The 21607-nt window shown below is 71.5% G+C and carries 21 protein-coding genes; 9 read left to right on the forward strand and 12 right to left on the reverse strand.

The features are described 5' to 3' along the window. Position 1: 1 nt before the first annotated feature. The gene (locus QF037_RS42280; protein WP_307034690.1) at positions 2 to 907 is read right to left on the reverse strand and encodes an SGNH/GDSL hydrolase family protein; all 906 of its coding nucleotides are present in this window, start codon (positions 905 to 907) and stop codon (positions 2 to 4) included. Between the two features lie 80 nt (positions 908 to 987). Beyond that, positions 988 to 2187, reverse strand: a complete 1200-nt coding sequence (locus tag QF037_RS42285; RefSeq protein ID WP_307034692.1) for a hybrid sensor histidine kinase/response regulator — start codon at positions 2185 to 2187, stop codon at positions 988 to 990. 162 nt (positions 2188 to 2349) lie between these two features. On the opposite strand from QF037_RS42285, the gene QF037_RS42290 reads away from it, so the two are divergent. The 3 genes from QF037_RS42290 to QF037_RS42300 are packed head-to-tail and all read left to right on the forward strand — an operon-like array spanning position 2350 to position 4393. Further along, positions 2350 to 2805 (forward strand): STAS domain-containing protein, encoded by a 456-nt coding sequence (locus QF037_RS42290; protein ID WP_307034693.1) that lies wholly within the window; start codon positions 2350 to 2352, stop codon positions 2803 to 2805. Positions 2806 to 2853: 48 nt separating this feature from the next. Next, complete coding sequence (locus QF037_RS42295; protein WP_307034695.1) at positions 2854 to 3648, forward strand: VOC family protein; 795 nt, start codon at positions 2854 to 2856, stop codon at positions 3646 to 3648. A 34-nt stretch (positions 3649 to 3682) separates the two neighbouring features. Then, complete coding sequence (locus tag QF037_RS42300) at positions 3683 to 4393, forward strand: ribonuclease H family protein (protein WP_307034696.1); 711 nt, start codon at positions 3683 to 3685, stop codon at positions 4391 to 4393. Here the strand turns inward: QF037_RS42300 and melC2 are convergent, their stop codons facing one another. Both melC2 and melC1 read right to left on the reverse strand, forming a co-directional pair. Further along, the gene (gene melC2 / locus QF037_RS42305; protein WP_307034699.1) at positions 4394 to 5218 is read right to left on the reverse strand and encodes a tyrosinase MelC2; all 825 of its coding nucleotides are present in this window, start codon (positions 5216 to 5218) and stop codon (positions 4394 to 4396) included. Positions 5219 to 5249: 31 nt separating this feature from the next. After that, positions 5250 to 5597, reverse strand: a complete 348-nt coding sequence (melC1, locus tag QF037_RS42310; RefSeq protein ID WP_307034700.1) for an apotyrosinase chaperone MelC1 — start codon at positions 5595 to 5597, stop codon at positions 5250 to 5252. A 313-nt stretch (positions 5598 to 5910) separates the two neighbouring features. Here melC1 and QF037_RS42315 point away from each other — a divergent pair, with 313 nt between their 5' ends. From QF037_RS42315 to QF037_RS42325, 3 genes are all read left to right on the forward strand, one after another. Continuing rightward, positions 5911 to 7122, forward strand: coding sequence for an FAD-dependent monooxygenase (locus QF037_RS42315; RefSeq protein WP_307037649.1), 1212 nt, complete (start codon positions 5911 to 5913; stop codon positions 7120 to 7122). A gap of 81 nt (positions 7123 to 7203) precedes the next feature. After that, complete coding sequence (locus QF037_RS42320; protein ID WP_307034702.1) at positions 7204 to 8658, forward strand: MFS transporter; 1455 nt, start codon at positions 7204 to 7206, stop codon at positions 8656 to 8658. Next, a complete protein-coding gene (locus QF037_RS42325) occupies positions 8655 to 9239 on the forward strand; it encodes a TetR/AcrR family transcriptional regulator (protein WP_307034704.1) in 585 nt (194 codons plus the stop codon). Before QF037_RS42320 ends, QF037_RS42325 begins: the two co-directional genes overlap by 4 nt. Here QF037_RS42325 and QF037_RS42330 read toward each other — a convergent pair. Next, the gene (locus tag QF037_RS42330) at positions 9236 to 10915 is read right to left on the reverse strand and encodes a cholesterol oxidase substrate-binding domain-containing protein (protein ID WP_307034706.1); all 1680 of its coding nucleotides are present in this window, start codon (positions 10913 to 10915) and stop codon (positions 9236 to 9238) included. The two genes, QF037_RS42325 and QF037_RS42330, sit on opposite strands and share 4 nt — an antisense overlap. A 138-nt stretch (positions 10916 to 11053) precedes the next feature. Between QF037_RS42330 and QF037_RS42335 the strand changes: the two genes are divergently transcribed. Beyond that, a complete protein-coding gene (locus tag QF037_RS42335) occupies positions 11054 to 12037 on the forward strand; it encodes an aldo/keto reductase (protein WP_307034708.1) in 984 nt (327 codons plus the stop codon). Positions 12038 to 12096: 59 nt separating this feature from the next. Then, positions 12097 to 12585 carry a DUF6328 family protein gene (locus QF037_RS42340; RefSeq protein ID WP_307034710.1) on the forward strand — a complete coding sequence of 163 codons (489 nt, stop codon included), beginning with the start codon at positions 12097 to 12099 and terminating at the stop codon, positions 12583 to 12585. Positions 12586 to 12610: 25 nt separating this feature from the next. On the opposite strand, the gene QF037_RS42345 is transcribed toward QF037_RS42340, so the two are convergent. The 3 genes from QF037_RS42345 to QF037_RS42355 all read right to left on the reverse strand — a co-directional run bounded on the left by QF037_RS42345 (position 12611) and on the right by QF037_RS42355 (position 15205). Then, positions 12611 to 13036: an SsgA family sporulation/cell division regulator gene (locus tag QF037_RS42345; protein WP_307034712.1), complete on the reverse strand. Its 426-nt coding sequence runs from the start codon at positions 13034 to 13036 to the stop codon at positions 12611 to 12613. A 65-nt stretch (positions 13037 to 13101) separates the two neighbouring features. Next, positions 13102 to 14133 (reverse strand): hypothetical protein, encoded by a 1032-nt coding sequence (locus tag QF037_RS42350; protein WP_307034714.1) that lies wholly within the window; start codon positions 14131 to 14133, stop codon positions 13102 to 13104. 97 nt (positions 14134 to 14230) lie between these two features. Continuing rightward, entirely contained in the window at positions 14231 to 15205 is a 975-nt protein-coding gene (locus tag QF037_RS42355) for an LLM class F420-dependent oxidoreductase (RefSeq protein ID WP_307034716.1), read from the reverse strand. Between the two features lie 84 nt (positions 15206 to 15289). Between QF037_RS42355 and QF037_RS42360 the strand changes: the two genes are divergently transcribed. Then, positions 15290 to 16702 (forward strand): serine hydrolase domain-containing protein, encoded by a 1413-nt coding sequence (locus tag QF037_RS42360; RefSeq protein ID WP_307034718.1) that lies wholly within the window; start codon positions 15290 to 15292, stop codon positions 16700 to 16702. Here QF037_RS42360 and QF037_RS42365 read toward each other — a convergent pair. The 4 genes from QF037_RS42365 to QF037_RS42380 form a co-directional block, all read right to left on the reverse strand. After that, positions 16694 to 18295, reverse strand: a complete 1602-nt coding sequence (locus QF037_RS42365) for a serine/threonine protein kinase (protein ID WP_307037652.1) — start codon at positions 18293 to 18295, stop codon at positions 16694 to 16696. The two genes, QF037_RS42360 and QF037_RS42365, sit on opposite strands and share 9 nt — an antisense overlap. A 125-nt stretch (positions 18296 to 18420) precedes the next feature. Then, positions 18421 to 19380 (reverse strand): threonine/serine dehydratase, encoded by a 960-nt coding sequence (locus tag QF037_RS42370; RefSeq protein WP_307034719.1) that lies wholly within the window; start codon positions 19378 to 19380, stop codon positions 18421 to 18423. Positions 19381 to 19477: 97 nt separating this feature from the next. Continuing rightward, positions 19478 to 20155 carry an AIM24 family protein gene (locus tag QF037_RS42375; RefSeq protein ID WP_307034721.1) on the reverse strand — a complete coding sequence of 226 codons (678 nt, stop codon included), beginning with the start codon at positions 20153 to 20155 and terminating at the stop codon, positions 19478 to 19480. 57 nt (positions 20156 to 20212) lie between these two features. After that, a complete protein-coding gene (locus tag QF037_RS42380; RefSeq protein WP_307034723.1) occupies positions 20213 to 21592 on the reverse strand; it encodes a CAP domain-containing protein in 1380 nt (459 codons plus the stop codon). Positions 21593 to 21607 lie beyond the last annotated feature (15 nt).

Consider the following 21607-nt stretch of genomic DNA (forward strand, 5'->3'; position numbering starts at 1 on the left):
GTCAGCCGACGGGCGTCCCGCCGATCACCCGGGCGATCTCCCGGGCGATCCGCAGAATGCCGGGGGAGCGGACCGGGCAGGGCTTCGGTGTGGACGTGGTGGGCGCCAGACAGAAGTGCAGATAGTCCTTGTCGAGGTGCAGGGCGGTCCGGTCCCGGCCCGGCTGGGTGCAGTACGCGGAGTGCTCGCGCTCGTAGGCGGTGCACGGCAGGTACTGGACCCAGGTGTAGCGGGCCCCGGCCGCACTCACCTTGGCTCCCGCGTCGGCGACGAGGTCGCCCGAGGCGGCGGCCTGCCGCGCGTAGAGCTCGTTCACGCGCCGGACCCGGTCGGGGGTGATCGGGTCCGGGCCCTGCGCCACCCACACGATCCGTGGCCGATGGGTGCCGCCCGCCGCCGCGATCTGCTCGGTCAGCCGGGCCATGTCGGCCCGGTACCGCTTGAAGTACGTCGTCGGCGCCTCGGCGTGGGTGATGCCGTCCATGCACCACGTGTAGCCCCACGCGTTGCCCCAGAACTGGAGCACCACGAAGTCCGGCCGCAGCGAGCGCACCAGGGCGGCCGCCTTGTCCCGGTCCGGTACGAGGGACTTGGCGCCGGTGCCCTCCAGGTAGTCGCAGACCGTCGTCCCGGAGTACGGCTTGCCCGTGTATTCGGCACGCAGGTCCCGGCGGAGCTCCTGCCCGACCACCTTCTGGGCCTCCATCGCCAGCGAGTCCCCGAGATAGAGCACCACCGGAGCCTTCGCCGGGGCAGCGGGACTACCGGCGGCCTGCTGTTGCGTCGTGCCGGCCGGCTTCGGCGGCGCGACGGACGACGGGGCCGCCTCGGGCCCGGACGCCGGGTCCGAGCACGCTCCGAGCAGCACTCCGGCCAGCAGCATCCCCACGATCCACGGCTTCCGCATGCAGCAACTCCCGCCCCGGGCACCGAAAAACGGCTCCCCAGGCAAGCACAGCGGGGCACAGGGCGGAAGACGTGTGCCGGTCATGGCGCGTCGAAACGCTCCAGGAGGTCGATGAGGTCGTTCAACGGCAACGGCTTGGCCAGATGCGCGTCGAAACCCGCTGCCCGGGATCTGGTGCGGTCGCTGCCCTGGCTGAAACCGGAGACCGCGATCAGCCGCAACTGCTCGCCGTGCGGCCGGGTCCTGATCGTGCGGGCGACCGTGTAGCCGTCGATGTCGGGCAGACCGAGGTCGCAGAGCACGACGTCGAAGGGGCAGTCCTCGGGGGCGGTGAGCGCGTCGGTGCCCGTGTGCACCGCCGTCACGTGGTGGCCCTGCCGCTGGAGCAGGGTGCGGTAGGTGAGGGCGAGATCCGCGTTGTCCTCCACGATCAGGACGGACAGCTGCCGCCTGGCCGGACGGACCACCACCGCTCGGGCCGGTTCGGGCGCGCCGGAGTCGGCGATCGGCAGCGTCACGGTGAACTCGGCGCCCCGTCCCGGTCCTTCGCTGTGCGCGGAGACGCGGCCCCCGTGCAGCTCCACCACGGTGCGGGCGACCGCGAGGCCCAGCCCCAGCCCCTCCGGTGTGTCGGGCCCGGCAGGGGCCGCGCGCATGAACACCCCGAACAGGTCCTCGGCCTGACCGGGCCGAAAACCGATCCCGTCGTCCCGCACGGTGAGCCGGGCCCGGTCGCCCTCGATACCCAGGGCGACCTCGGTGTGCCCGCCCGGTGAGGTGTACTTGAGCGCGTTCGACAGCAGGTTGGTCAGCACCTGCGCCAGCCGCAGCCGGTCGCCGTCCACGATCACCGGCTCGCCCGGCACACCGACGTCGAGCGTGCGTCCCTCGTGCCCGAACAGATGGCGGATGTCGGCACACGCGCCCTCGACGACGGACCGGACGTCGACCCGCTCCCGCACCAGCTCCAGCCGCCCCGTCACCGCTCGCGTGCCGTCCAGCAGGTCGTTGCTCATCCGCACCAGCGTGCCCAGCTGCCGTTCCAGCACGGACAGCGCCGGATGGCCCTCGGGCATGTCGCATGCCAGCAGCTCGGTGGCCGCGGTGGCCGCCGCGAGCGGGTTGCGCAGCTCGTGCGAGAGCGTCGCGATGAACCGGTCCTTGGCCTCCTGCTCCTCCCGCGACCGCCGCCCCGCCGCGTCCAGTTCGGCGTTGGCGCGCTGGAGCTGCTCGTTGACCTCGCGGATCTCCCGGGCCCGGACGAACAGGTCGATCTCCATGCCCTCCGCGTTGATGCCCTGACCATGTGGTGAAGGGAGAACAGTGCATGCACACGGTTCAAGGGGGAGTTCCGGCGCGGGTGCCTGCGGTGCGGGGATGACGAAGTCACCGCACGCGCCCGTGCCGGAACGCGCGGCAGGTACGGAACGGGGACGGACGGCTTGCACGACACCATTCTGGAACCCGTCGGCGCGGCCTCCTGGCCCCCGGCCGGCGAGCACGCGCTGCTGCGTACGGAGACCGGACTGCTGGTCGCCGAACTGCACGGCGACATCGACCTGGCCACCGCCGCCCACCTGAGCCTCTGGTTCGACCCCCTGGCGGCGGTGGCCGCCCAGGGCTACGTCGTCGACCTGCGCCCGGTCTCCTTCATCGACTCCGCCGGCCTCAACGTGGTGCTGCGCCTGCGGCGCCGCGTCACCGGGACGGGGAGCGGGTTCGCCCTTGTGTGTGACACCGCTCAGCTGCGGTTGCTGCGCGCGAACGGCACAGCGGACGTGCTGAATCCTTCCGCCACCCTGGCCGAGGCGGTGTCCGGGCTCCTCCCTCTCCGTGACGGCCCCCTCCCCGCACGAAACGGACCGAACCGTTCGGCGCGCGGCCCGGCGGCGGGGTGACTAGCGTGAGAAACCGGACGGACCACCGAACCGGAGAGGGCCGCAGTCATGGCCGTACAACCTGAGGGAACCCCCTGTTGGGCCGATGCGATGTTCAGTGACGTCGAGGGAGCCAAGAGCTTCTACGGTGACGTCCTGGGCTGGACCTTCGGCGAGGCGTCGTCGGAGTACGGCAACTACACCCAGGCCTACGCGGACGGCAAGGCCGTCGCCGCAGTCGTCCCGCCCATGCCGGGCCAGGAGGGCCAGTCGCAGTGGTGCCTGTACCTCGCGAGCCCGGACGCCGCGGCCACCGCCGGCAAGATCCGTGACAACGGCGGCGACGTACTGATGGAGCCCATGGCGGTCGGCGACTTCGGCACCATGTGCCTGGCCCGCGACCCGAGCGGCGCCGTCTTCGGCGTCTGGCAGGCCGGACAGCACGAGGGCTTCGAGGCGATCGGCGAGCCGGGGGCGTACGCCTGGGCGGAGGTCTTCACCCGGGAGCCCGCGAAGACGGACGACTTCCTCACGGCCGTCTTCCCGTACCGCGCGAAGCGGATGGAGGACGATGCGGTCGACTTCCGGATCTTCGACATCGGCGAGAACACCGTTCTCGGCCGGATGAGGATGACGGACGACTTCCCGCCCGAGGTCCCGTCGTACGTCAACGTCTACTTCGCCGTGTCCGACTGCGACGACGCCGTCGCCAAGGCCACCAAGCTCGGTGGCGTCCTGCGCTTCGGGCCGATGTCCAGCCCCTTCGGCCGGTTCGCCGCGCTGAGCGACCCGCAGGGCGCGAGCTTCTCGGTGATCGACCTGAGCACGACCGAGGGCGAGATGCCGAAGATCTCGGAGGTCTGAGGACCGGTGGCCGGGCGCCCCGCCCCTCCGTGGCATGATCGGGCCCATGCGTGAACGTGTGGTGGCCGCTTGCGACGGCGCTTCGAAGGGAAACCCCGGACCGGCCGGCTGGGCCTGGGTCGTCGCGGACGACACGGAGACCCCGGCCCGCTGGGAGGCGGGACCGCTCGGCAAGGCCACCAACAACGTCGCGGAACTGACCGCGCTGGAACGCCTGTTGACGGCGGTCGAGCCGGACGTGCCGCTGGAGATCCGGATGGACTCCCAGTACGCCATGAAGGCCGTCACCACCTGGCTGCCCGGCTGGAAGCGCAACGGCTGGAAGACGGCAGCCGGCAAGCCGGTCGCCAACCAGGACCTGGTCGTCCGTATCGACGAACTGCTCGACGGCCGCAAGGTCGACTTCCGCTATGTCCCCGCCCACCAGGTCGACGGCGACCGCCTCAACGACTTCGCGGACCGCGCCGCCAGTCAGGCCGCCGTGGTCCAGGAGCCCGCGGGCACCGACCTCGGCTCGCCCGAGCCGCCGCCCTCGCCCGACACCCCGAAGGCCTCCCGCCCCGCCAAGGCCAAGTCGCCCCGGCGGAACGGCGGTTCGGCCTCCTCGGCGTCCTCGGGGTCTCGCACTATCAAGGCCAAGTTCCCCGGCCGCTGTCTGTGCGGCCGCCCCTACGCGGCCGGCGCGGACATCGCGAAGAACGCGCAGGGCTGGGGCCACCCGGAGTGCCGTACGGCGGACGCCTGATCAGTCCGTGTCGAACGTGTAGTGCGCCCGGTGGTCCAGCAGATCCGCCGGGCGTACGTCGTTCCACGGCTTCATCGTCTCGTCCAGGTCGACCACGTCCCGCGTCCCGGCGGCGGGCAGATACCCCGAGTCCGGGTGCCTGCGCTGCCACTCGGCCCACAGCTTGTCGACATAGGCGTGGTGCAGCCAGAACACCGGGTCGTTGGGGGAGACCCCGGTCGCCATCTGACCGCCGACCCAGACATGGACCCGGTTGTGCAGATTGACCCCGCGCCACCCTTCCAGGTGGTTGCGGAAGCCGTCCGAGGCGCTGTTCCAGGGAGCCATGTCGTACGTCGGCATGGCCAGCACGGAGTCGACCTCCGCCCGTGTCGGCAGTTCGCGCACGGATCCGCCGAGCGAGCGGCGCAGGAACGTACGGGCGTCCACCCGCACGGATATGGGCCAGTTGCCGGCCGACGCGGCGAACGGCCCGTCCGTCACCTGGCCGTCCCGGCTGCGGCCGGTGCCGCCGAGGAAGTCCGGCGCCCACAGCGAGGCGCGCGGGGAGCGGTCGGCGGACCAGTCCCAGTACGGGAGCGCCACCGACGCGTCCACCGACTGCAGGGCCCGCTCGAACTCGAGGAGATATCTGCGGTGCCAGGGCAGGAACGACGGTGAACGGTGGCCCGTACGCTCGCTGTTGTCGGTGTCGGACATGATGAAGGCGTTGTGCGTGGTGACGAAGGCGTCGTAGCGGCCGCTGCGCTTCAGCTCCAGGACGGCGGCGACGAAGCGTCGCTTCTCGTCGGCGCTCAGGTTCGCCTGGTTCTTGCGGACGGTCATGTGCGGTACTCCAAGGTGCGGGCGGGGCAGGTCAGTTGGCGGGGAACGGGACGAGTCGTGCGCCCCGCAGCTCGTCGACGGCGGCCCGTGCGGCGGCCCTCGGTGTCGGTACCGGGTCGTAGTGGCTGACGACGCTGATCCAGGTGCCGTCGGCGTTCCGCATCACGTGGAGTTCCGCGTCGTCGACGAACACGGCGTATCCGGTGCCGTGGTGGTGACCGCCCGCGGCGGCGGGGCGGCCCTGGATGCGGCGGCCCTTGTAGACCTCGTCGAAGGCCTCGGGGGAGTGGTCGTGGGCGGCCGCTCGGGGCGCGACGGCGACCGTGGTGGCGAGGGCGGCCGCGGCGGTGAGTGCGCGGCGCCGGGTCAGTTCGGGCATGGGAGTCCTTCCGGTGGTGGGCGACTCCGCATGCCTATCGGCCCCGCCGAGAGCGGGAGAAATCCCCTGGGACCGGTTGGCTGCGATCCGGACAATTACCAACATGTCGTGCAACGTTGAACGAAGATGATCTTGCTTCGACGGGGCCCGCGGGGCGCCGGAACGGGGAATTCCTTCTGTCGGGGCCCCTGTTTCGGGTGGTCCTTGGCGGACAGGTGTGTCGTCGGTGGCCTGGCTCACCTGGAGAAACTGGCGCAATCGCCTGCTACTCTGCGTCGTCAACTGACCGCTTTGAGTAATTCCTGGGGTGCGCGTGAAGGTCGCCTGCGTCGGTGGCGGGCCCGCCGGCCTGTATCTGTCGATCCTGCTGAAACGGCAGGACCCGTCCCACGACATCGCCGTCTACGAACGCGATCCGGAGGGCTCGACCTACGGCTGGGGCGTCACCTACTGGCGTGGTCTGCTCGACAAGCTCCACGAGCACGACCCCGAGACCGTGCGGGCCGTCGAGGAGCACTCGGTCCGCTGGAACGACGGCGTCGCCCATGTGCGGGACCTGACGACCCGCCACCGCGGCGACGAAGGGCACGGCATCGGCCGCCATCGCTTCCTGGAGCTCCTCGCCACCCGCGCCCGGGAGCTCGGTGTACGACTGGAGTTCGAGCGCGCGATCACCCCGGAGAACCTGCCCGAGGCCGACCTGATCGTGGCCGGCGACGGCGTCCACAGCGCGCTGCGCACCGCCCACGCCGACCACTTCGGCACCGAGGCCAGGGAGGGCCGCAACCACTACGCCTGGCTCGGCACCACCAAGGTCTTCGACGCCTTCACCTTCGGTTTCGTCGAGACCGACCACGGCTGGATCTGGTGCTACGGCTACGGCTTCGGCCCCGACCGCAGCACCTGCGTCATCGAATGCGCCCCGGAGGCCTGGTCAGGCCTCGGCCTCGACCGCGCGGACGAGGCCGAGGGACTGCCCCTGCTGGAGAAGCTCTTCGCCGACGTCCTGGACGGCCACTCCCTCATCGGCCGCTCCGGTGCCGACGGCAGCGCCCAGTGGCTCAACTTCCGCACCCTCACCAACCGCACCTGGTCCCGCGGCAACCTCGTCCTCATCGGCGACGCCGCCCACACCACCCACTACTCCATCGGCGCCGGCACCACCCTCGCCCTCGAGGACGCCATCGCCCTGGCCGCAGCGCTCCGCGAGCACACCGAGCTCCCGCAGGCACTCGACCGCTACGAGCGGCAGCGCAAGGCCGAGCTCCTCTCCGTCCAGAGCGCCGCCCGCTACAGCGCCCAGTGGTACGAGAACCTCCCGCGCTACATCCACCTGCCCCCGCAGCAGATGTTCGCCCTGCTCGGCCAGCGCCACTCGCCCCTGCTGCCCTATGTCCCGCCCCAGCTGTACTACCGGCTCGACAAGGCCGCGGGGCAGCTCGAAGCGCTGCGGCGGCTCAAGCGCTGGCTGGGTCCGAAGATCGCGCGCAGCGCGCACACCCGGGCCCTGAGCGAGCGGAAGTAGCGGCCCTTCTCCCTTGGGTGAATGGCAATTCACCAGCTATGGTGAATTGCCATTCACTCATATTTTTTTGCTGGAGTGCCGATGGACGAGCCCGCCGCGACACCCCGGCCCCTGCGGGAACGGCTGACCGTCCCGGTCCTGGCGTTCGGCGGCATCCTCATGGCCGTCATGCAGACCGTGGTCGTCCCGCTGCTGCCGGACCTGCCGCGGCTGACCGGTGCCTCACCCGGCGCCGTCTCGTGGATGGTCACCGCGACCCTGCTCGCCGGCGCCGTCCTCACCCCGGTCCTCGGCCGGGCCGGCGACATGTACGGCAAGCGCAGGGTGCTCATGGCGGCGCTGGGTCTGATGACCGTCGGCTCGGTGCTGTGCGCCCTGTCCTCCGACATCCGGGTGCTCATCGCCGCCCGCGCCCTCTCGGGCGCCGCCTCCGCCGTCGTACCGCTGTCCATCAGCATCCTGCGCGACGAACTCCCGCCGGAACGCCGGGGCGGCGCGGTGGCGCTGATGAGCTCGACCGTGGGCATCGGCGCCGCGCTGGGCCTGCCGCTCGCGGCGGTCATCGTGCAGTACGCGAACTGGCACGCCATGTTCTGGGTGACCGCCGGCCTGGGCGCGGTGGGCGTCGCCTCGGTGTGGTGGGCGGTACGGGAGTCGCCGGTGCGGGAGCCCGGCCGGTTCGACGTGCCGGGCGCCCTCGGCCTGGCCGCCGGGCTCGTGAGCCTGCTGCTCGGGGTGTCGCAGGGCGGGCAGTGGGGGTGGGGCAGCGCGCGGATCCTGGGACTCTTCGGCGCCGCCGTCGTCGTACTGGCGCTGTGGTGGTGGCAGCAGTTGCGGACCGAACGGCCGCTGGTCGATCTGCGGCTGGTGTCGGAGCCGCGGGTCGGGCTCGCGCATGTGGCGGCGCTGCTGACCGGGTTCGCGTTCTACGCCAACTCCCTGGTCACCGCCCAGCTCGTGCAGGCGCCCCGGGCCACGGGGTACGGGCTCGGGCTGTCGATCGTCCAGACCGGTCTGGTGCTGCTCCCGGGCGGCTTCATCATGCTGCTGTTCTCGCCGGTCTCGGCCCGGATCTCCGCCTCCCGCGGACCGCGCGTCACGCTCGCCCTCGGGGCGCTGGTCATCGCGGCCGGTTACGCCGTGCGCATCGCCGACAGCCACGACCTGTGGATGATCATGGTCGGTGCGGCAGTCGTGGGCACCGGCACCACTCTGGCCTACTCGGCGCTGCCCACCCTCATCCTGCACGCCGTCCCGGCAGGCCAGACCGCCTCCGCCAACGGCGTCAACGTCCTGATGCGCACCATCGGGCAGGCGGTGTCGAGTGCCGCCGTCGCCGCGGTCCTGGTCCGCCACACCAGCCTGGTCGGCGGTGTTCCCGTACCCGCCCTGGACGGCTATCTGCTGGCCTTCGGCGTCGCGGGTGCGGTCGCCCTGGCGGCGTGCGCGACCGCGCTGTGCATCCCCGCCGACCCGGAGGCCGGCGGAACACGCCGGGCCCGGGGAGCCCGCAAGGAGGTGATGGAGGGAGCATGAGTGCCGTGCGCACCCCACCGACCGCCTCCACGTCCGCACGCCGGGACGCCGAGGCGACCAAGGCGGCCATCCTCAGATCGGCCCGCTACCTCCTGGCCCGCCACGCTCACGCCGACATCACCCTGAAGGCGGTCGCCGAACGCGCCGGTGTGAGCCCGCCGTTGATCCTGAAGTACTTCGGCAACAAGGACGCTCTCTTCGCCCGCGTCATGTCCTTCGAGGCCGACGCCGAAGCCCTGCTGGACGCACCCCTGCACGAGCTGGGCCGGCACATGGTCAGGCACGTCCTGGAGAGCCAGAGCGAGCGCGGCGCCGACCCCCTGCTGCGCATCGCCTTCGCCCCCCTGCACGGCGAACAGGGCGACATCCTGCGGGCCAACTTCCGCGCCCAGGTCACCGAACGCCTCGCCGAACGCCTCACCGGCCCCGACACCGGCCTGCGCGCCGAACTCGCCGTCGGCACCCTCCTCGGCCTCGGCGTGATGTACGGCATCGCCCGCGGCCCTCACATGAGGGCGAGCACGCTGGACACCCTCGTCGAGCGGTACGCGCCCGTGGTGCAGGCGCAGCTGACGCCCTAGCCGAACAGCCGGTCCAGGAAGGCGTTGCCGTAGACGCCGTGCGGGTCGAGACGGTCCAGGATGCCGGCCGCCTGCTCCCAGACGCCGTCGCCGAGGGACGCGGGCACCGCCGCGCCGAGCACCTGCTCGTCGTCCCACACCGCGTCGTCCGTATAGGCCCAGCCCTTGGACCACTCGACGCGGGTCAGGGCATCCGTGCCGTCGTGGCTGTCCAGCAGGAACCGCTCCAGCTCACGCAGGAAGGCCTCCGCGTACGGGGTCCCCGGCAGTGTCAGTACGTCCAGCCAGACGGCGGTGTCCCACTGCGGGTGCGCGCTGTCCGGCCGCAGCGCGGAGAGCAACGGGGCGTGGGCGCCGGCGAGTTCGGCGTCGGCCGGGTCGTCGAGGCCCGTGACACGGATCTCCACCGAGCCGTTGACCGGGAAGCGGCCCAGGGCCGCGTACGCCGTGAGCCGTTCGCGGTAGAAGGCGGTGAACTCGGCCACGATCCGCTGCACCTGGTCCCGGGAGGTGAGCACCGCGTAGCCGTTGGCGTTGATCCGCAGGGTGGTGGGCTTGATGTAGAGCAGCGTGTTCTTGGACGGCCCCCAGATGTCGGCGGACAGGGTCGCGACGAGCCCGAGCGCGGCCGTGTCGTACTGCGCGTTCCCGAGCACCGGTGCCAGATACCAGGCCGCGTCCGAGACCATCCGCCCGGCGAGATCCGCCACCGGCGTCGGGACGTTGTCGGAGAACGGATAGTTGTACGGCGACGTCACGCGGCGCGAGGTGAGCGGCTTCGTCGGCTCGACGCTCCACACCTTGAGCCACGGGAACTCGGTGAAGGCGAACCAGATCGCCTCGACGCGCCCGGCCTCGTCCAGGTAGCTCGCGAGGGTGCGTCCGTCGCTGCCGGGCGCGGCGAAGAGCTCACCTGCCGGGATGTCCGTACGGCTGACACAGCGCAGGTTCACGTTCGCGCCGACCCGCAGGACGACCTCCGTGACGAAGGTCCGCCCGAGATGGGTCAGCAGTGCGGCGGCGTCCGCCTCGTCCCGTGCGAAGGTCCGCAGGACATAGGCCCCGCTGTCCTCGTCCCACACGACCGCGGTCACCGACAGCACCCGGTTGCTCAGCGAGCCGTACGTCTGGCCCGGCAGCCGTCGCTCGCCCTGTGCGGGGACGGCACTGCCGTGCGCGTCGATCGCCAGGGCGCCGCCGAGGGTGAGGTCGCCGGGCGCGGGCGCGGCCGTCAGACCGAGGCGGTGTCCCTCCAGGAAGGTCAGCAACGACTCCATCGAGGCACCGGCGCCGGCTCGCACGGCGCCGGAGGACTCCAGGGCCAGACCGGTGAGGTGCGCGGTCGTGTCGACGAGGAGCACGGGCGCGTCCGGCGAGGTGCCCTCGGTGATCGTCAGCGGGGACCAGCCGTGCGAGAAGCCCCGGGCGCGTACCCGCCAGCCGTGCTGCCAGGCCCAGTTGACGACGGCGGCCACCTGCTCCCCGTCGGAAGGAGCGCAGGCCCACAGTCCGGCGGCGGTGATCTCTCCGACCCAGTTCCGGTACGCCGAGCGGTAGAGCGCCACCTCGTCCGGGAAGCCGGGCAGTTCCTGCGCGGCGACGGCCGGGTCGGCCGGCACGAGGGTCAGGGCGGCGGCGCTGAGGAGGAAGCTTCTGCGGGTCCGGTTGTGGGTCACCTGGGTCAAGCTAGGGACCTGCTTGTCAGAGAGCGCTTGCTCGTCGAGATCATTCACTCGTGTGAGTGAATGATTCACAGACGATCCTCCGGAGGAGCCCGTTCCGCGCACAGAGTGGACGGATGACAGACTGACGCCATGGACGAGCGCACTTTCGGTAGGTCGGGTCAGCACGCATCCGTCGTCGGTCTCGGTACATGGCAGCTGGGTGCCGACTGGGGAGACGTCGACGACAAGGAAGCCCTTTCGGTACTGGAGGCCGCCGCCGAGTCGGGCGTGACCTTCTTCGACACCGCCGATGTGTACGGCGACGGCCGCAGCGAGCAGACCATCGCCACCTTCCTGCGGAGCCGGCCCGACCTGCACGTCCTGGTCGCCACGAAGATGGGCCGCCGGGTCGACCAGATCCCGGAGAACTACGTCCTCGACAACTTCCGTGCCTGGAACGACCGTTCCCGCCGCAACCTCGGCGTCGACCGCCTCGACCTCGTCCAGCTGCACTGCCCGCCCACGCCGGTCTACTCGACGGACGCGGTGTACGACGCGCTGGACACCCTCGTCGAGGAGGAGCGCGTCGCCGCGTACGGCGTCAGCGTGGAGACCTGCGAGGAGGCCCTGACCGCGATCGCCCGGCCGGGCGTGGCGAGCGTGCAGATCATCTTCAACGCGTTCCGCATGAAGCCGCTCCAGCGAGTGCTCCCCGCAGCGCGGGAGGCGGGCGTCGGCATCATCGTCCGGGTGCCCCTGGCCTCCGGTCTGCTGTCCGGCAAGTACACCAAGGACACCGTCTTCCCCGAGAACGACCACCGCACCTACAACCGGCACGGCGAGTCCTTCGACGTCGGCGAGACCTTCTCCGGCGTCGACTACGCGACCGGCGTGGAGGCGGCCGCCGAGTTCTCCGCCCTCGCCCCCGAGGGATACACCCCGGCCCAGCTGGCACTGCGCTGGATCATCCAGCAGCCCGGCGTGACCACCGTGATCCCCGGCGCCCGTAACCCCGAGCAGGCCCGTGCCAACGCGGCCGCCGCCGCGCTGCCGGAGCTGTCCGAGGAGACGCTCACCGCGATCCGGGACCTCTACGAGGGGCGGATCAAGGACCAGGTCGAGAACCGCTGGTAGTCCTCGGGGGCGGGAGCCCGGCTGTTTGAACGATCAGACGCCGGGTTACCCGTCCTCGCATGGTGCAGGCTGCGGAGAGACGAACGGGACGCAACGAGACCGAGGACGAGCGAGCCGACCGCATGTGGGTCGAGCTCATACAGGAGATCCGCGTCGCGCAGATGGGCGTGCAGATCCTGTTCGGCTTCCTGCTGACCGTCGTCTTCACACCGAAGTACGCCGACCTCGGCGACACCGAGAAGACGATCTACATCGTGACGGTCGTCCTCGGCGCCACCGCCACCGGCGCCCTCATCGGGCCGGTGTCCCTGCACCGCCTGGTGTCCGGGCGCCGCATCAAACCCCGCGCGGTGCAGTGGGCGGCCCGGCTGACCTTCGTCGGCCTGGTGCTGCTGCTCGCCACCACGGCCGCCTCACTCCTGCTGATCCTGCGGGTCGCCACCCACGACCCCTACGTGCCCTGGCTGGTCAGCGCGGTGGTCGCGTGGTACCTGGTGTGCTGGTTCCTGCTGCCGCTGTGGATCCGGCGCCGCTACACGACGAGGTGAGCCGGCGCCCACACCGTCACCCGGTTCAGCCCCGTGCGAGGACCTCCGCGAGGAAGTCGTCGACCTCGACCTCCTCCTGCCCCGGCAGCACCACCTCGTAGGTCCGGCTCAGGAACGCGGCGATCGTCGGAGCCCAGACGAACACCACGGCGTGATGTCTGCCGCCGCCGGGCCGGACGTCGCCGAAAAGCTCCATGCGCAGCTCTTTCCCCGCGCCCGAGGACACGGGGCACAGACGCACGTCGCCCAGTCCGACCGGTCCGGTCAGCCCCTGGGCGAGCATCTCGCGGTCCAGGCGCCACCGGGCGAGCACCCGGCCGTCGTGGCTGAACACCACGGTGACGGCGAACGGGTCGGAGGCGGCGTAGTCCAGGTGGGCGAGCACGGGGAAGCGATGCGTGTCGCCCGCCTGGAGCTGTACGACCAAGGTCTTGTGCGTCGAGAAGTTCACCTGGGGACCTCCGGAAAGTACGAACGCGGTGCTGCCCTCAAGTACCCCCCTCACGCACGAAATGCTCACTCGTAAGGCTGATTCCCCCGAGCCGTGCGCAGGGACGTGATGCACGCGCCGATGGCCTGCTGCAACTCCTCGAGCTGCTGGACCATGTCGTCCTCGTAGAAGTCCTGCGCGTCGTCGAAGGTCAGTTCCTCGAACACCTTCGTCGCCTTCTGGAGGCTGCTGTAGAACTTCGTCCGCCGTTCCTGGACACGGAGTTCGGGATCGGCCTCCACGGCCTCGACGACGAGGGTCTTCATGGTGCCGTAGGCCTCGGTGGCCCACTCGCCGGTGTCCTCGTCCTCGTCCAGCTCGTCGAGGAGGGAGAGGTGCCGCTCGGCCTCCTGGCGGAGGTCGGCGGGCGCGTCGACGGTCTGTCCGGCGGGGGTCTTGATCTGGCCCGATTCGGCGATCTGGCGGACGTAGCCGATGCGGTCGGCGGACCTGCTCTCGGTGGCGACGGCCTTCTTGAGGTCGTCGGTGCGCACGACGTCACGGGCCAACTCGGCCTGCAGGTCGGGGTCTTCGCGCACCCGGTCCAGGAGCGCCTGGCGGGCGGTCCGGGCGGTGGAGGGGTCGGCGAGGATCGCGGCGCGCAGCGCGGTGGGGTTCTCGGCGACCTCCAGGGCCTTCGTCGGCCGGATGCCCTCGGCCTCGGCGGCCTCGGTGATGGCGGTGCCGCGCTCGGAAGTGGCGCTGTTGCGGGAGACGTAGTAGGTCAGCCATACGTCGGCGTCCGGCAGCTCCACCTCCTGGCCCGGTGCGAGCGCCTCGAAGTGCGGGACGAGACCGTCGTCGGCGGCCCGGTCCCATGCCTTGTAGTAGCGCATGACACGATCGGCGGAGCAGCCGGCGAGCTCGGCGAACTCCTTCGCGGACACCTTCGGCGTCCCGTCCGCGCCCTGGCCGCCGGGCCGTACGCTGCGCGCCACCATCAGCCCGAAGGTCCAGCCTCCGGTCCGCGCGTAGGCGCCGAACTCACGAGCGTCCCGCGCCACGAGGTCGGACAGGGGCGCGGGGGACGTCGCGGTCGGGGCGATCGCTAGGGTCACAGGTGACTCTCCTGAGTGGGGGGCCGGTCGAACTGCACGAGTGCAGGGAGGCAGCCTATGTCCACCCTTTGGCGATGCGTTGGCAACCCCTGTGCGGCTAGTGGCCCAGGGCGTCGTGGAGCCCGGGCAGCAGCGTCTTGTCCGCCCAGTCCAGAAACGCCGGCTGCGACTCGCCGCCGATCTGCACCAGGGCGATCTCGGTGAACCCGGCCTCCGCGTAGGGGCGTACGGCCTCGACGAAGTCGTCCGGGTCGTCGCCGCACGGGATGGAGGCGGCGACGTCGTCCGGTGTCACGAACTGCGTGGCCCCCTCGAACGCGTCGGGATGCGGCAGCTCCGAGTTGACCTTCCAGCCGCTGCCGAACCAGCGGAACTGCGCGTGGGCGCGCTTCACGGCGGTGTCCCGGTCGGGGTCGTAGCAGACCGGCAGCTGGCCGACGCGCGGCTTGCCGGTACCGCCGTTGCGGTCGAAGGCGTCGAGGAGGCCGGCCTTGGGCTCTGTCGCGATCACCAGGTCCGCGAGCCGGCCCGCGAGGGCGCAGGACTGCTCGCCGGAGACCGCGATGCCCAGGGGCGGCGGTTCGTCGGGCAGATCCCACAGCCGGGCGGACTCCACGTCGAAGTGCGTCCCGCGATGGTTCACATGTCCGCCCCGGAAGAGCCCCCGGATGATCTCGACCGCCTCCTCCAACATCTCGTGCCGTACGTCCGCGGACGGCCAACCGCCGCCCACCACATGCTCGTTGAGATTCTCTCCCGAGCCGAGCCCCAGCCGGAACCGGCCCTCGGAGAGCAACTGCATCGTCGCCGCCTTCTGCGCCACGACAGCCGGGTGGTAGCGGAAGGTCGGGCAGGTCACGTACGTCATCAGCGGGATGCGTGAGGTCGCCTGCGCGGCGGCGCCCAGCACACTCCAGGCGTACGGCGAGTGACCCTGCGTGCGCAGCCACGGAAAGTAGTGGTCCGAGGTCACCGAGAAGTCGAAACCCACCTCCTCGGCCCGCACCACATGGTCGACGAGCTCACGGGGCCCGGCCTGTTCGGTCATCATCGTGTATCCGATTTGCACCATAAGGAGCGAGTCCCCGGGCTGCGGCACGGAAAACAGCTCGCGGGCGTCTGGATCATGGCGTGATCGCCGGGAGAGGATGGTCGTATGAGTGTTCGCCCTCTGCCCAAGAGCACCCCGTCCGCCGAAGGTGTCGAAGCGACCGGCGTGCAGGCCCTGCTCGACGCCCTCGAATCCGCCCCGGACATCGAGCCGCACAGTCTGATGGTCCTGCGGCACGGGAAGGTCGTGGCGTCCGGATGGTGGTCGCCGTACACCGCCGACCGGCCCCATCTCCTGTACTCGCTCAGCAAGAGTTTCACCGCGACGGCCGCCGCCTTCGCCGTCGCGGAGGGACTGCTCCGGCTCGACGACCCGGTGATCTCGTACTTCCCGGAGTTCGACGCAGACATCACCGACCGGCGCAGCCGTGCGATGCTCGTCCGGCACGTCACGACGATGGCCAGCGGTCATGTGGCCGAGACGCATGACCGGGCGCTGGCGACGGACCGCGAGGAGCCGGTGCGCGGCTTCCTGCTGCTGCCGCCGGACCGCGACCCGGGCACGGTCTTCGCCTACAACCAGCCCGCCACCTACGCCCTCGCTGCGATCGTCCAGCGGGTGACCGGCCGGCCGCTCACCGAGTATCTGCGCCCGCGGCTCTTCGATCCCCTCGGCATCGGCGACGTGGCGTGGCTGCGCGACCGGTCCGGTCGTGAGCTGGGCTTCAGCGGGTTGCACGCCACCACCGACGCGATCGCCCGGCTCGGCCAGTTGTACCTCCAGGACGGCGTGTGGGAGGGCGAGCGGCTGCTGTCGCGGGAGTGGGTCGCCGAGGCGACGCGGTCGCACCTCGTCAACGGGGACGGCACCTGGCCCGACTGGGCGCAGGGGTACGGCTTCCAGTTCTGGATGTCCCGGCACGGCTACCGCGGGGACGGGGCGTACGGGCAGTACTGCCTCGTGCTGCCCGAGCAGGACGCGGTGGTCGCGATCACCGGGGCCACCGCGGAGATGCAGAAGGTGCTGGACCTGGTCTGGAGCCATCTGCTGCCGGCGTTCGGCGCAGACCCGCTGCCCGGTCGTGAGAAGGACGATGTCGCGCTGGCCGAGCGGATGTCCCGGCTCGCGCTGCCGTCGGCGGCGGGCACGCCCGGACGGCACGGGCAGGCCGTCGCGTTCGCCCCGTACGGCGGAGTCTGCGAGGGACTCCCGAAGCTGACCGCGGTCGAGGTCGACGCGGAGGGCCGGCGGCTGACCCTCGTCGAGGACGGCCACCGACTGGAGTTGCGGTGCGGCGAGCCGGGCTGGAGCGTCACCGACGGACCGGTGCCCGCGGCGGTGAGCGGCGGATGGGCCGACCCGGACACCCTCGCCCTGGATGTGGCCCTCCTGGAGACCCCGCACCACGTCGACCTGACCTGCTCGCTCCCGGACCGGACGTTCACCGCGCGGTGGCGCACCCAGCCGCTGCACAGCTCCCGCATCCGCGCGATGCGCGCACCCCGCGACTCAGTCTGAGGGCACGCGGAACGTCCGCAGGATCGTGTCCAGGGTCTGCTGGTTGGCGTCGTCGTCCCAGTCCGACGCCGGGGTGGTCCAGCGCAGCGAGAAACCCTGGCCCGAGCCGAGGAGGAAGCCCCGGCCCAGCGTGCGCACGCGGGTGCCGTCGACGGTGGCGAGCCACTCCAGGTCGGCGGCCTCGCGGCCCTGGTACGTCGTCGCGCGGATCTCCCCGATCCGCTGGTAGTCGCCCGACTGCTGAAGCCTCGGCTCGACGTCGTCCCGCCAGACGGCGACCGGATCGTCGCCCACGCGCGTGCTGTAGGTGACCGCGAGCGTGCGCGGGTCGCCCTTCGCGCCGAGGACGACCCGGTACGCGAGGTCGTCCTGCTTCGTCGTGCTCAGCGCCTCCCAGCCCTCGGGGAGGGAGACGGAGAAGCCCTGCGGTGAGGTGTAGTGCTGGAACTCCGGTTGCGGAGCCGCCGGCGGGGCGCTCGTGGGCGTGGGGGTGGGTGTCGGTGTGGGCGTCGGACTCTGGGCCGTCGGCGTCGGGGCGGGTGCCTGGCTGGGCTGTGCGGCGGGCACGGAGGCCGAGGCGGACGGTCTGGGCGTGGCCGCGTCGGTCGCGGAGTCGTCCGAACCGCCGGGCAGTTCACGGGCCACGACGACGACCGCCACCGCGACGGTGACGACGGCCAGCGCGGTGCCGGCGGCCATGGTGCGGCGGCTCCAGCGCGGTCCACCGGACGTGAGGCCGCGCATCCGGGACCGGGGGGCCGAGGCCAGGGCCACGTCGGGGTCCTCGGAGACGACACGGACGAGCGCCTCGCGGACCGCCTGGCGGTTCAGCCGCTCCCTGGAGTTCTTCCGGAGCAGCCCCTGCACGGTCTGGGTGAGCGGTCCGGCCCGCACCGGGCTGCGCAGCGGCAGCCGGTCCACGCCCTTCAGCGTGGTCTCCGGGCTGTCCCGGTCCCGGAAGGGCGGGCGGCCCTCGACCATCGTGTACAGCATCGCGCCGAGCGCCCACAGGTCCGCGGCCGGCCCGATGCGCTCGTCGCGGGCCTGTTCCGGGGAGGCGTACGACGGTGCGCTGACCCGGGGGGCGAGCGTCGCGCCGGTCAGGCCGAAGCCGGTGACCACGACGGGGCCCTTGTCCCGCACGAACACCTGGCCGGGGCTGAGCTCGCCGTGGGTGATGCCCTGGCCGTGCCCGGCCTCCAGTACGTCGAGCAGTTCGAGGCCGATACGGGCCGCCCGCACGTGGCTGAACGTGCCTTCCCTTTCCAGCACTTCGCCCAGCGGGGTGCCCTCGATCCACTCGGTGACCGTCCACAGGGTGCCGTACTCCTCGACGGCGTCGACGATCGAGGCGAGCCGGCCCGGGCAGAGCCGCCCCATGGTCTCGGACATCCGGAGAACCCGGGCGATCGCGCGGCGCGAGCTCTCGCCGTCCGGATCCGGTGGCAGCCCGATCTGGGTGAGCAGACAGGGCCGGCCGGCCTCGACGTCCTCCCCGTACCAGCAGACGCGGTTCGTTTCGCGGTGGAGGACCTCCAGGAGCCGGTACCTTCCGGCCACCAACTCGTGTGTGGAGACGTGCGCCTTGACCATGGTCATCCCTTGCTGAACCTGTCTCTCACCTTTCCCACTGGTACGGGGGGCGTGACGGGATGCGTTCAGCGGAAAGCCGGGTGCTTTTCCTGACGGGCTGTCATGCGAGGGGATTTGGTGAAGGGTCAGAGCAATTCGAAACGTTCTGCCCAGGTTTTGACATCTCCGGTCGTCGCATTGCCCCCGCACACCACCAGCCCCAGCCGGGCGCCGTCGCCCACCTGATGCAGCACCCGCCGGGCCGCGGGCAGCAGACAGCCGGCGGCCGGCTCGGCCCACACCTTGGCGTGATCGGCGAGCTGCAGCGAACCCCGCACCGCCTCCCGGTCGGTGACCACGAGGACCTCGTCGACCAGGGCCGACACATGGTCGTACGTCAGTTGCGACACGGACGGCGCGCTGAGGGTGGACACGATCGACGACAGCGCGACCGGCACCGGCCCGCCCGCGGCCAGCGCCTCGGACATGGCCTGGGCGCCCTCGGTCTCCACACCCCAGATCCGCACATCCGGGCGCCGGGCGCGCAGCGCCGCCGCGACACCGGCGATCAGCCCGCCGCCCCCGATGCTGACGAGGACGTCGGTGAGGTCACCGGCGTCCTCCGCGAACTCCAGTCCCACGGTTCCCTGTCCGGCGATCACGAGCGGATCGTCGAAGGGGTGGACCAGAGTGAGACCCTCCTCCCGCAACCGTGTCACCAGCGAGAACGCGCCGTCAATGTCGTCGGTCACCCGCACCGACGCACCGGCGTCCCTGGCGATCTCCACGGCGTGCGCGGGCGCCGAGCGCGGCATGACGACCGTGGCCTTCACATCGAGCGCCGCGGCCATCACCGCGAGCGCGATGCCGTGGTTGCCGCCGCTGACCGCCACGACTCCGGCGGCCCGCTCGGCCCGGGTGAGCGAGAGCAGCTTCGCCGTCGCGCCGCGCGCCTTGAACGAACCGGTGCGCTGGAGGAGTTCGAGCTTGGCGGTGACCGGAGCGCCGAGCAATGCCGACAGCCCGGGGCTCGGCACGGTCGGGGTGCGGATCATGTGTGCGGCGATCCGCTCGGCCGCGGCTTCGATGTCGGAGATCCCGATCAAGACCCTCACCCTTCCGGCACGGACGATCCGCGCCGCTTCGACCCTGGCGCGGTGCGGGGCGCCAGTCAACACGGTTTCGGGCGGCGGGGTGACCGGCTCAGTGCTGCTGCGGCTTCTGCGGTGTCGCCTCGCTCGGCCGTACGACGACGTACCCCTGACCCTGGAGCATCAGCTGCACGGCCTCGCCCGACCCGCCGCGCAGCATCGACCCGATGGACTGCGAACGGTGCAGCGAGGTCTGCAGGCCGGCGGTCCAGCCGACGACCGCGTCCGTGTCGACGTACACCGGGTACTGCTGCGAGACCGGGATCACCAGCGGGTTGCCCTCACACACCAGCCCCAGCCTGCCACTGCCCGTGAAGACGCTGTTGAACAGACCGCCGCCCGAGATACCCGCGCCCTTCACCGTGGAGATCCGGTACGACAACGAGGCGTCGAAGCACAGGACGTTGCGGCCGTTGACGGTGAACTCGTCGCCAGGGTCGACCTCGACGACGAAGCAGTTCTGCGCCTCGTGCGCGAACCAGGCCTCGCCCTGGCCGCGCACGGTCATCAGCGGCAGCCCCTCACCGGTGACCGCGCGCTTCAGCATGCCGCCGACGCCCTGGCCCTTGCGCTCGAACTGGAGGTTGCCGCGGTAGGCGATCATCGCTCCCTGCCGGGCGAGCAGCTCGCCGTTCACCGTGTACCTGATGCACTTCGCGTTCTCGACGTTCATGCCCGGCGTCGTGGCCGGCTGGACCATGTGCTCACTGGAAAAGAGGTCACCCTTCATGGGGGCATGGTGTCCCGGACGTCTCCGTTCCGCCATGGGGCCCACCGGCGTGTCGGTTCAGGCGCCGAAGAGCTGTGTCCAGTACGTGCCCGACGAACCGCCGCCCGCGAAGCCGATCCCGATATGGGTGAAGCCGGGTTTGAGGATGTTGGCGCGGTGGCCGGGGCTGTTCATCCAGCCCTCCACGACTTCGGCGGGGGACCGCTGTCCGCAGGCGATGTTCTCGCCGATCGAGCGCCGCCCCGACCCCGCGGCGGCCGCCCGGTCCCAGGGTTGGCTGCCGTCCGGCGAGGTGTGGGAGTAGAAGGCGCGAGCGATCATGTCGGCGCTGTGGGCCTGTGCGGCGGTGGTGAGGAACGGGTCGACGGCCAGGGGAGGCAGACCGTGCCGGGCGCGCTCGCGGTTGGTGAGGTCGACGACCTCGGACGCCGTACGGCTCAGGTCGCCCGGGGTGAGGGGCCTGACCCACAGCGCCGTCCAGTAGGTGTCGCCGGTGCGGCCGTCGGAGGCGTGGGCCAGACCTGCGTGGGTGAAGGCCGGGTCGCCGAGGGTCTGGCGGGGCTGGGCGGTGCGCAGACAGTAGTCGACGAACTCGGCGGGGGTGCGCGGGCCGGAGACGAGGTGTTCGCCGACGGTGACGTACGCGTATCCGGTGGCGGTGAGCCGCTGGTAGACGGAGAGGCCGTCCGCGCCCTGGACGCCGAGGCGTTGGGCCGCGGCCATCGCGGAGGCGTGGGCCTGGGCGGCGGAGGTGAGGCGGGTGTCGGGGGAGACGGGCGGGGAACCGGCGGCGGCGCGGGCGGAGTTGACCAGGGCGAGGAAGGCGTCGGGGGTGGGGGAGGGCCTGTGCGGCCAGACGTGGCTCGGGGGTGGGCGGGGGGCCACGGGCGGCCGTGAGGGCATCGGCGGGGGCACCGGCGTCGGTGCGGCCACGGGGGGCGTGGAGGCCGGGCCCGGCTCCTCGGCGACGTCCACCCCGAAGTCCCGCGCCAGTCCCGCCAGGCCGTCGGCGTACCCCTGTCCCAGCGCGCGCAGCTTCCAGCCGGTGTCGCGCCGGTAGATCTCCGCGAGCAGCAGCACCGTCTCCTGGCGGGGGCGTGGCGGGGCGAACCGGGCGAGCGCGCGGCCGCCCGGGCCGGTGAGGTGGAGGGTGGGCGCGGGCAGGCGGCCCAGGGGAGTGCCGGGGTCGGCGGGGGTGACGGCGACCGTGATCCGCGTGGCGCCGACGCGCAGTCGCGCCGGGTCGAGGGTCAGGGTGTCGCCGGAGAGCCGGGCTCCCGGGGCGGCCGGCTGGTTGTAGAACACGAAGTCGCCGTCGCCCCGGACCCTGCCGCTGTCGTCGGTGATGAGCGCGGACACATCGAAGGGACCGGACACCCGGACGGTCACGGCACCGCCCGGGAGGGGCAGATTGCCCCCGGGGACCAACTCGGTCATCGCGCCGTCCTGGAG

Source organism: Streptomyces canus, assembly GCF_030815415.1.
In the GTDB taxonomy this organism is placed as follows: Bacteria; Actinomycetota; Actinomycetes; order Streptomycetales; family Streptomycetaceae; genus Streptomyces; species Streptomyces canus_F.

Coding starts and splice junctions, on each gene's coding strand:
- QF037_RS42360 (WP_307034718.1), top strand. CDS start 15,290: ATGAGTGTTCGCCCTCTGCCCAAGAGCACCCCGTCCGCCGAAGGTGTC.
- QF037_RS42380 (WP_307034723.1), bottom strand. CDS start 21,592: ATGACCGAGTTGGTCCCCGGGGGCAATCTGCCCCTCCCGGGCGGTGCC.
- QF037_RS42375 (WP_307034721.1), bottom strand. CDS start 20,155: ATGAAGGGTGACCTCTTTTCCAGTGAGCACATGGTCCAGCCGGCCACG.
- QF037_RS42365 (WP_307037652.1), bottom strand. CDS start 18,295: ATGGTCAAGGCGCACGTCTCCACACACGAGTTGGTGGCCGGAAGGTAC.
- QF037_RS42285 (WP_307034692.1), bottom strand. CDS start 2,187: ATGGAGATCGACCTGTTCGTCCGGGCCCGGGAGATCCGCGAGGTCAAC.
- melC2 (WP_307034699.1), bottom strand. CDS start 5,218: ATGACCGTCCGCAAGAACCAGGCGAACCTGAGCGCCGACGAGAAGCGA.
- QF037_RS42280 (WP_307034690.1), bottom strand. CDS start 907: ATGCGGAAGCCGTGGATCGTGGGGATGCTGCTGGCCGGAGTGCTGCTC.
- QF037_RS42300 (WP_307034696.1), top strand. CDS start 3,683: ATGATCGGGCCCATGCGTGAACGTGTGGTGGCCGCTTGCGACGGCGCT.
- QF037_RS42355 (WP_307034716.1), bottom strand. CDS start 15,205: ATGGTGCAAATCGGATACACGATGATGACCGAACAGGCCGGGCCCCGT.
- QF037_RS42340 (WP_307034710.1), top strand. CDS start 12,097: ATGGTGCAGGCTGCGGAGAGACGAACGGGACGCAACGAGACCGAGGAC.
- QF037_RS42320 (WP_307034702.1), top strand. CDS start 7,204: ATGGACGAGCCCGCCGCGACACCCCGGCCCCTGCGGGAACGGCTGACC.
- QF037_RS42335 (WP_307034708.1), top strand. CDS start 11,054: ATGGACGAGCGCACTTTCGGTAGGTCGGGTCAGCACGCATCCGTCGTC.
- QF037_RS42325 (WP_307034704.1), top strand. CDS start 8,655: ATGAGTGCCGTGCGCACCCCACCGACCGCCTCCACGTCCGCACGCCGG.
- QF037_RS42295 (WP_307034695.1), top strand. CDS start 2,854: ATGGCCGTACAACCTGAGGGAACCCCCTGTTGGGCCGATGCGATGTTC.
- melC1 (WP_307034700.1), bottom strand. CDS start 5,597: ATGCCCGAACTGACCCGGCGCCGCGCACTCACCGCCGCGGCCGCCCTC.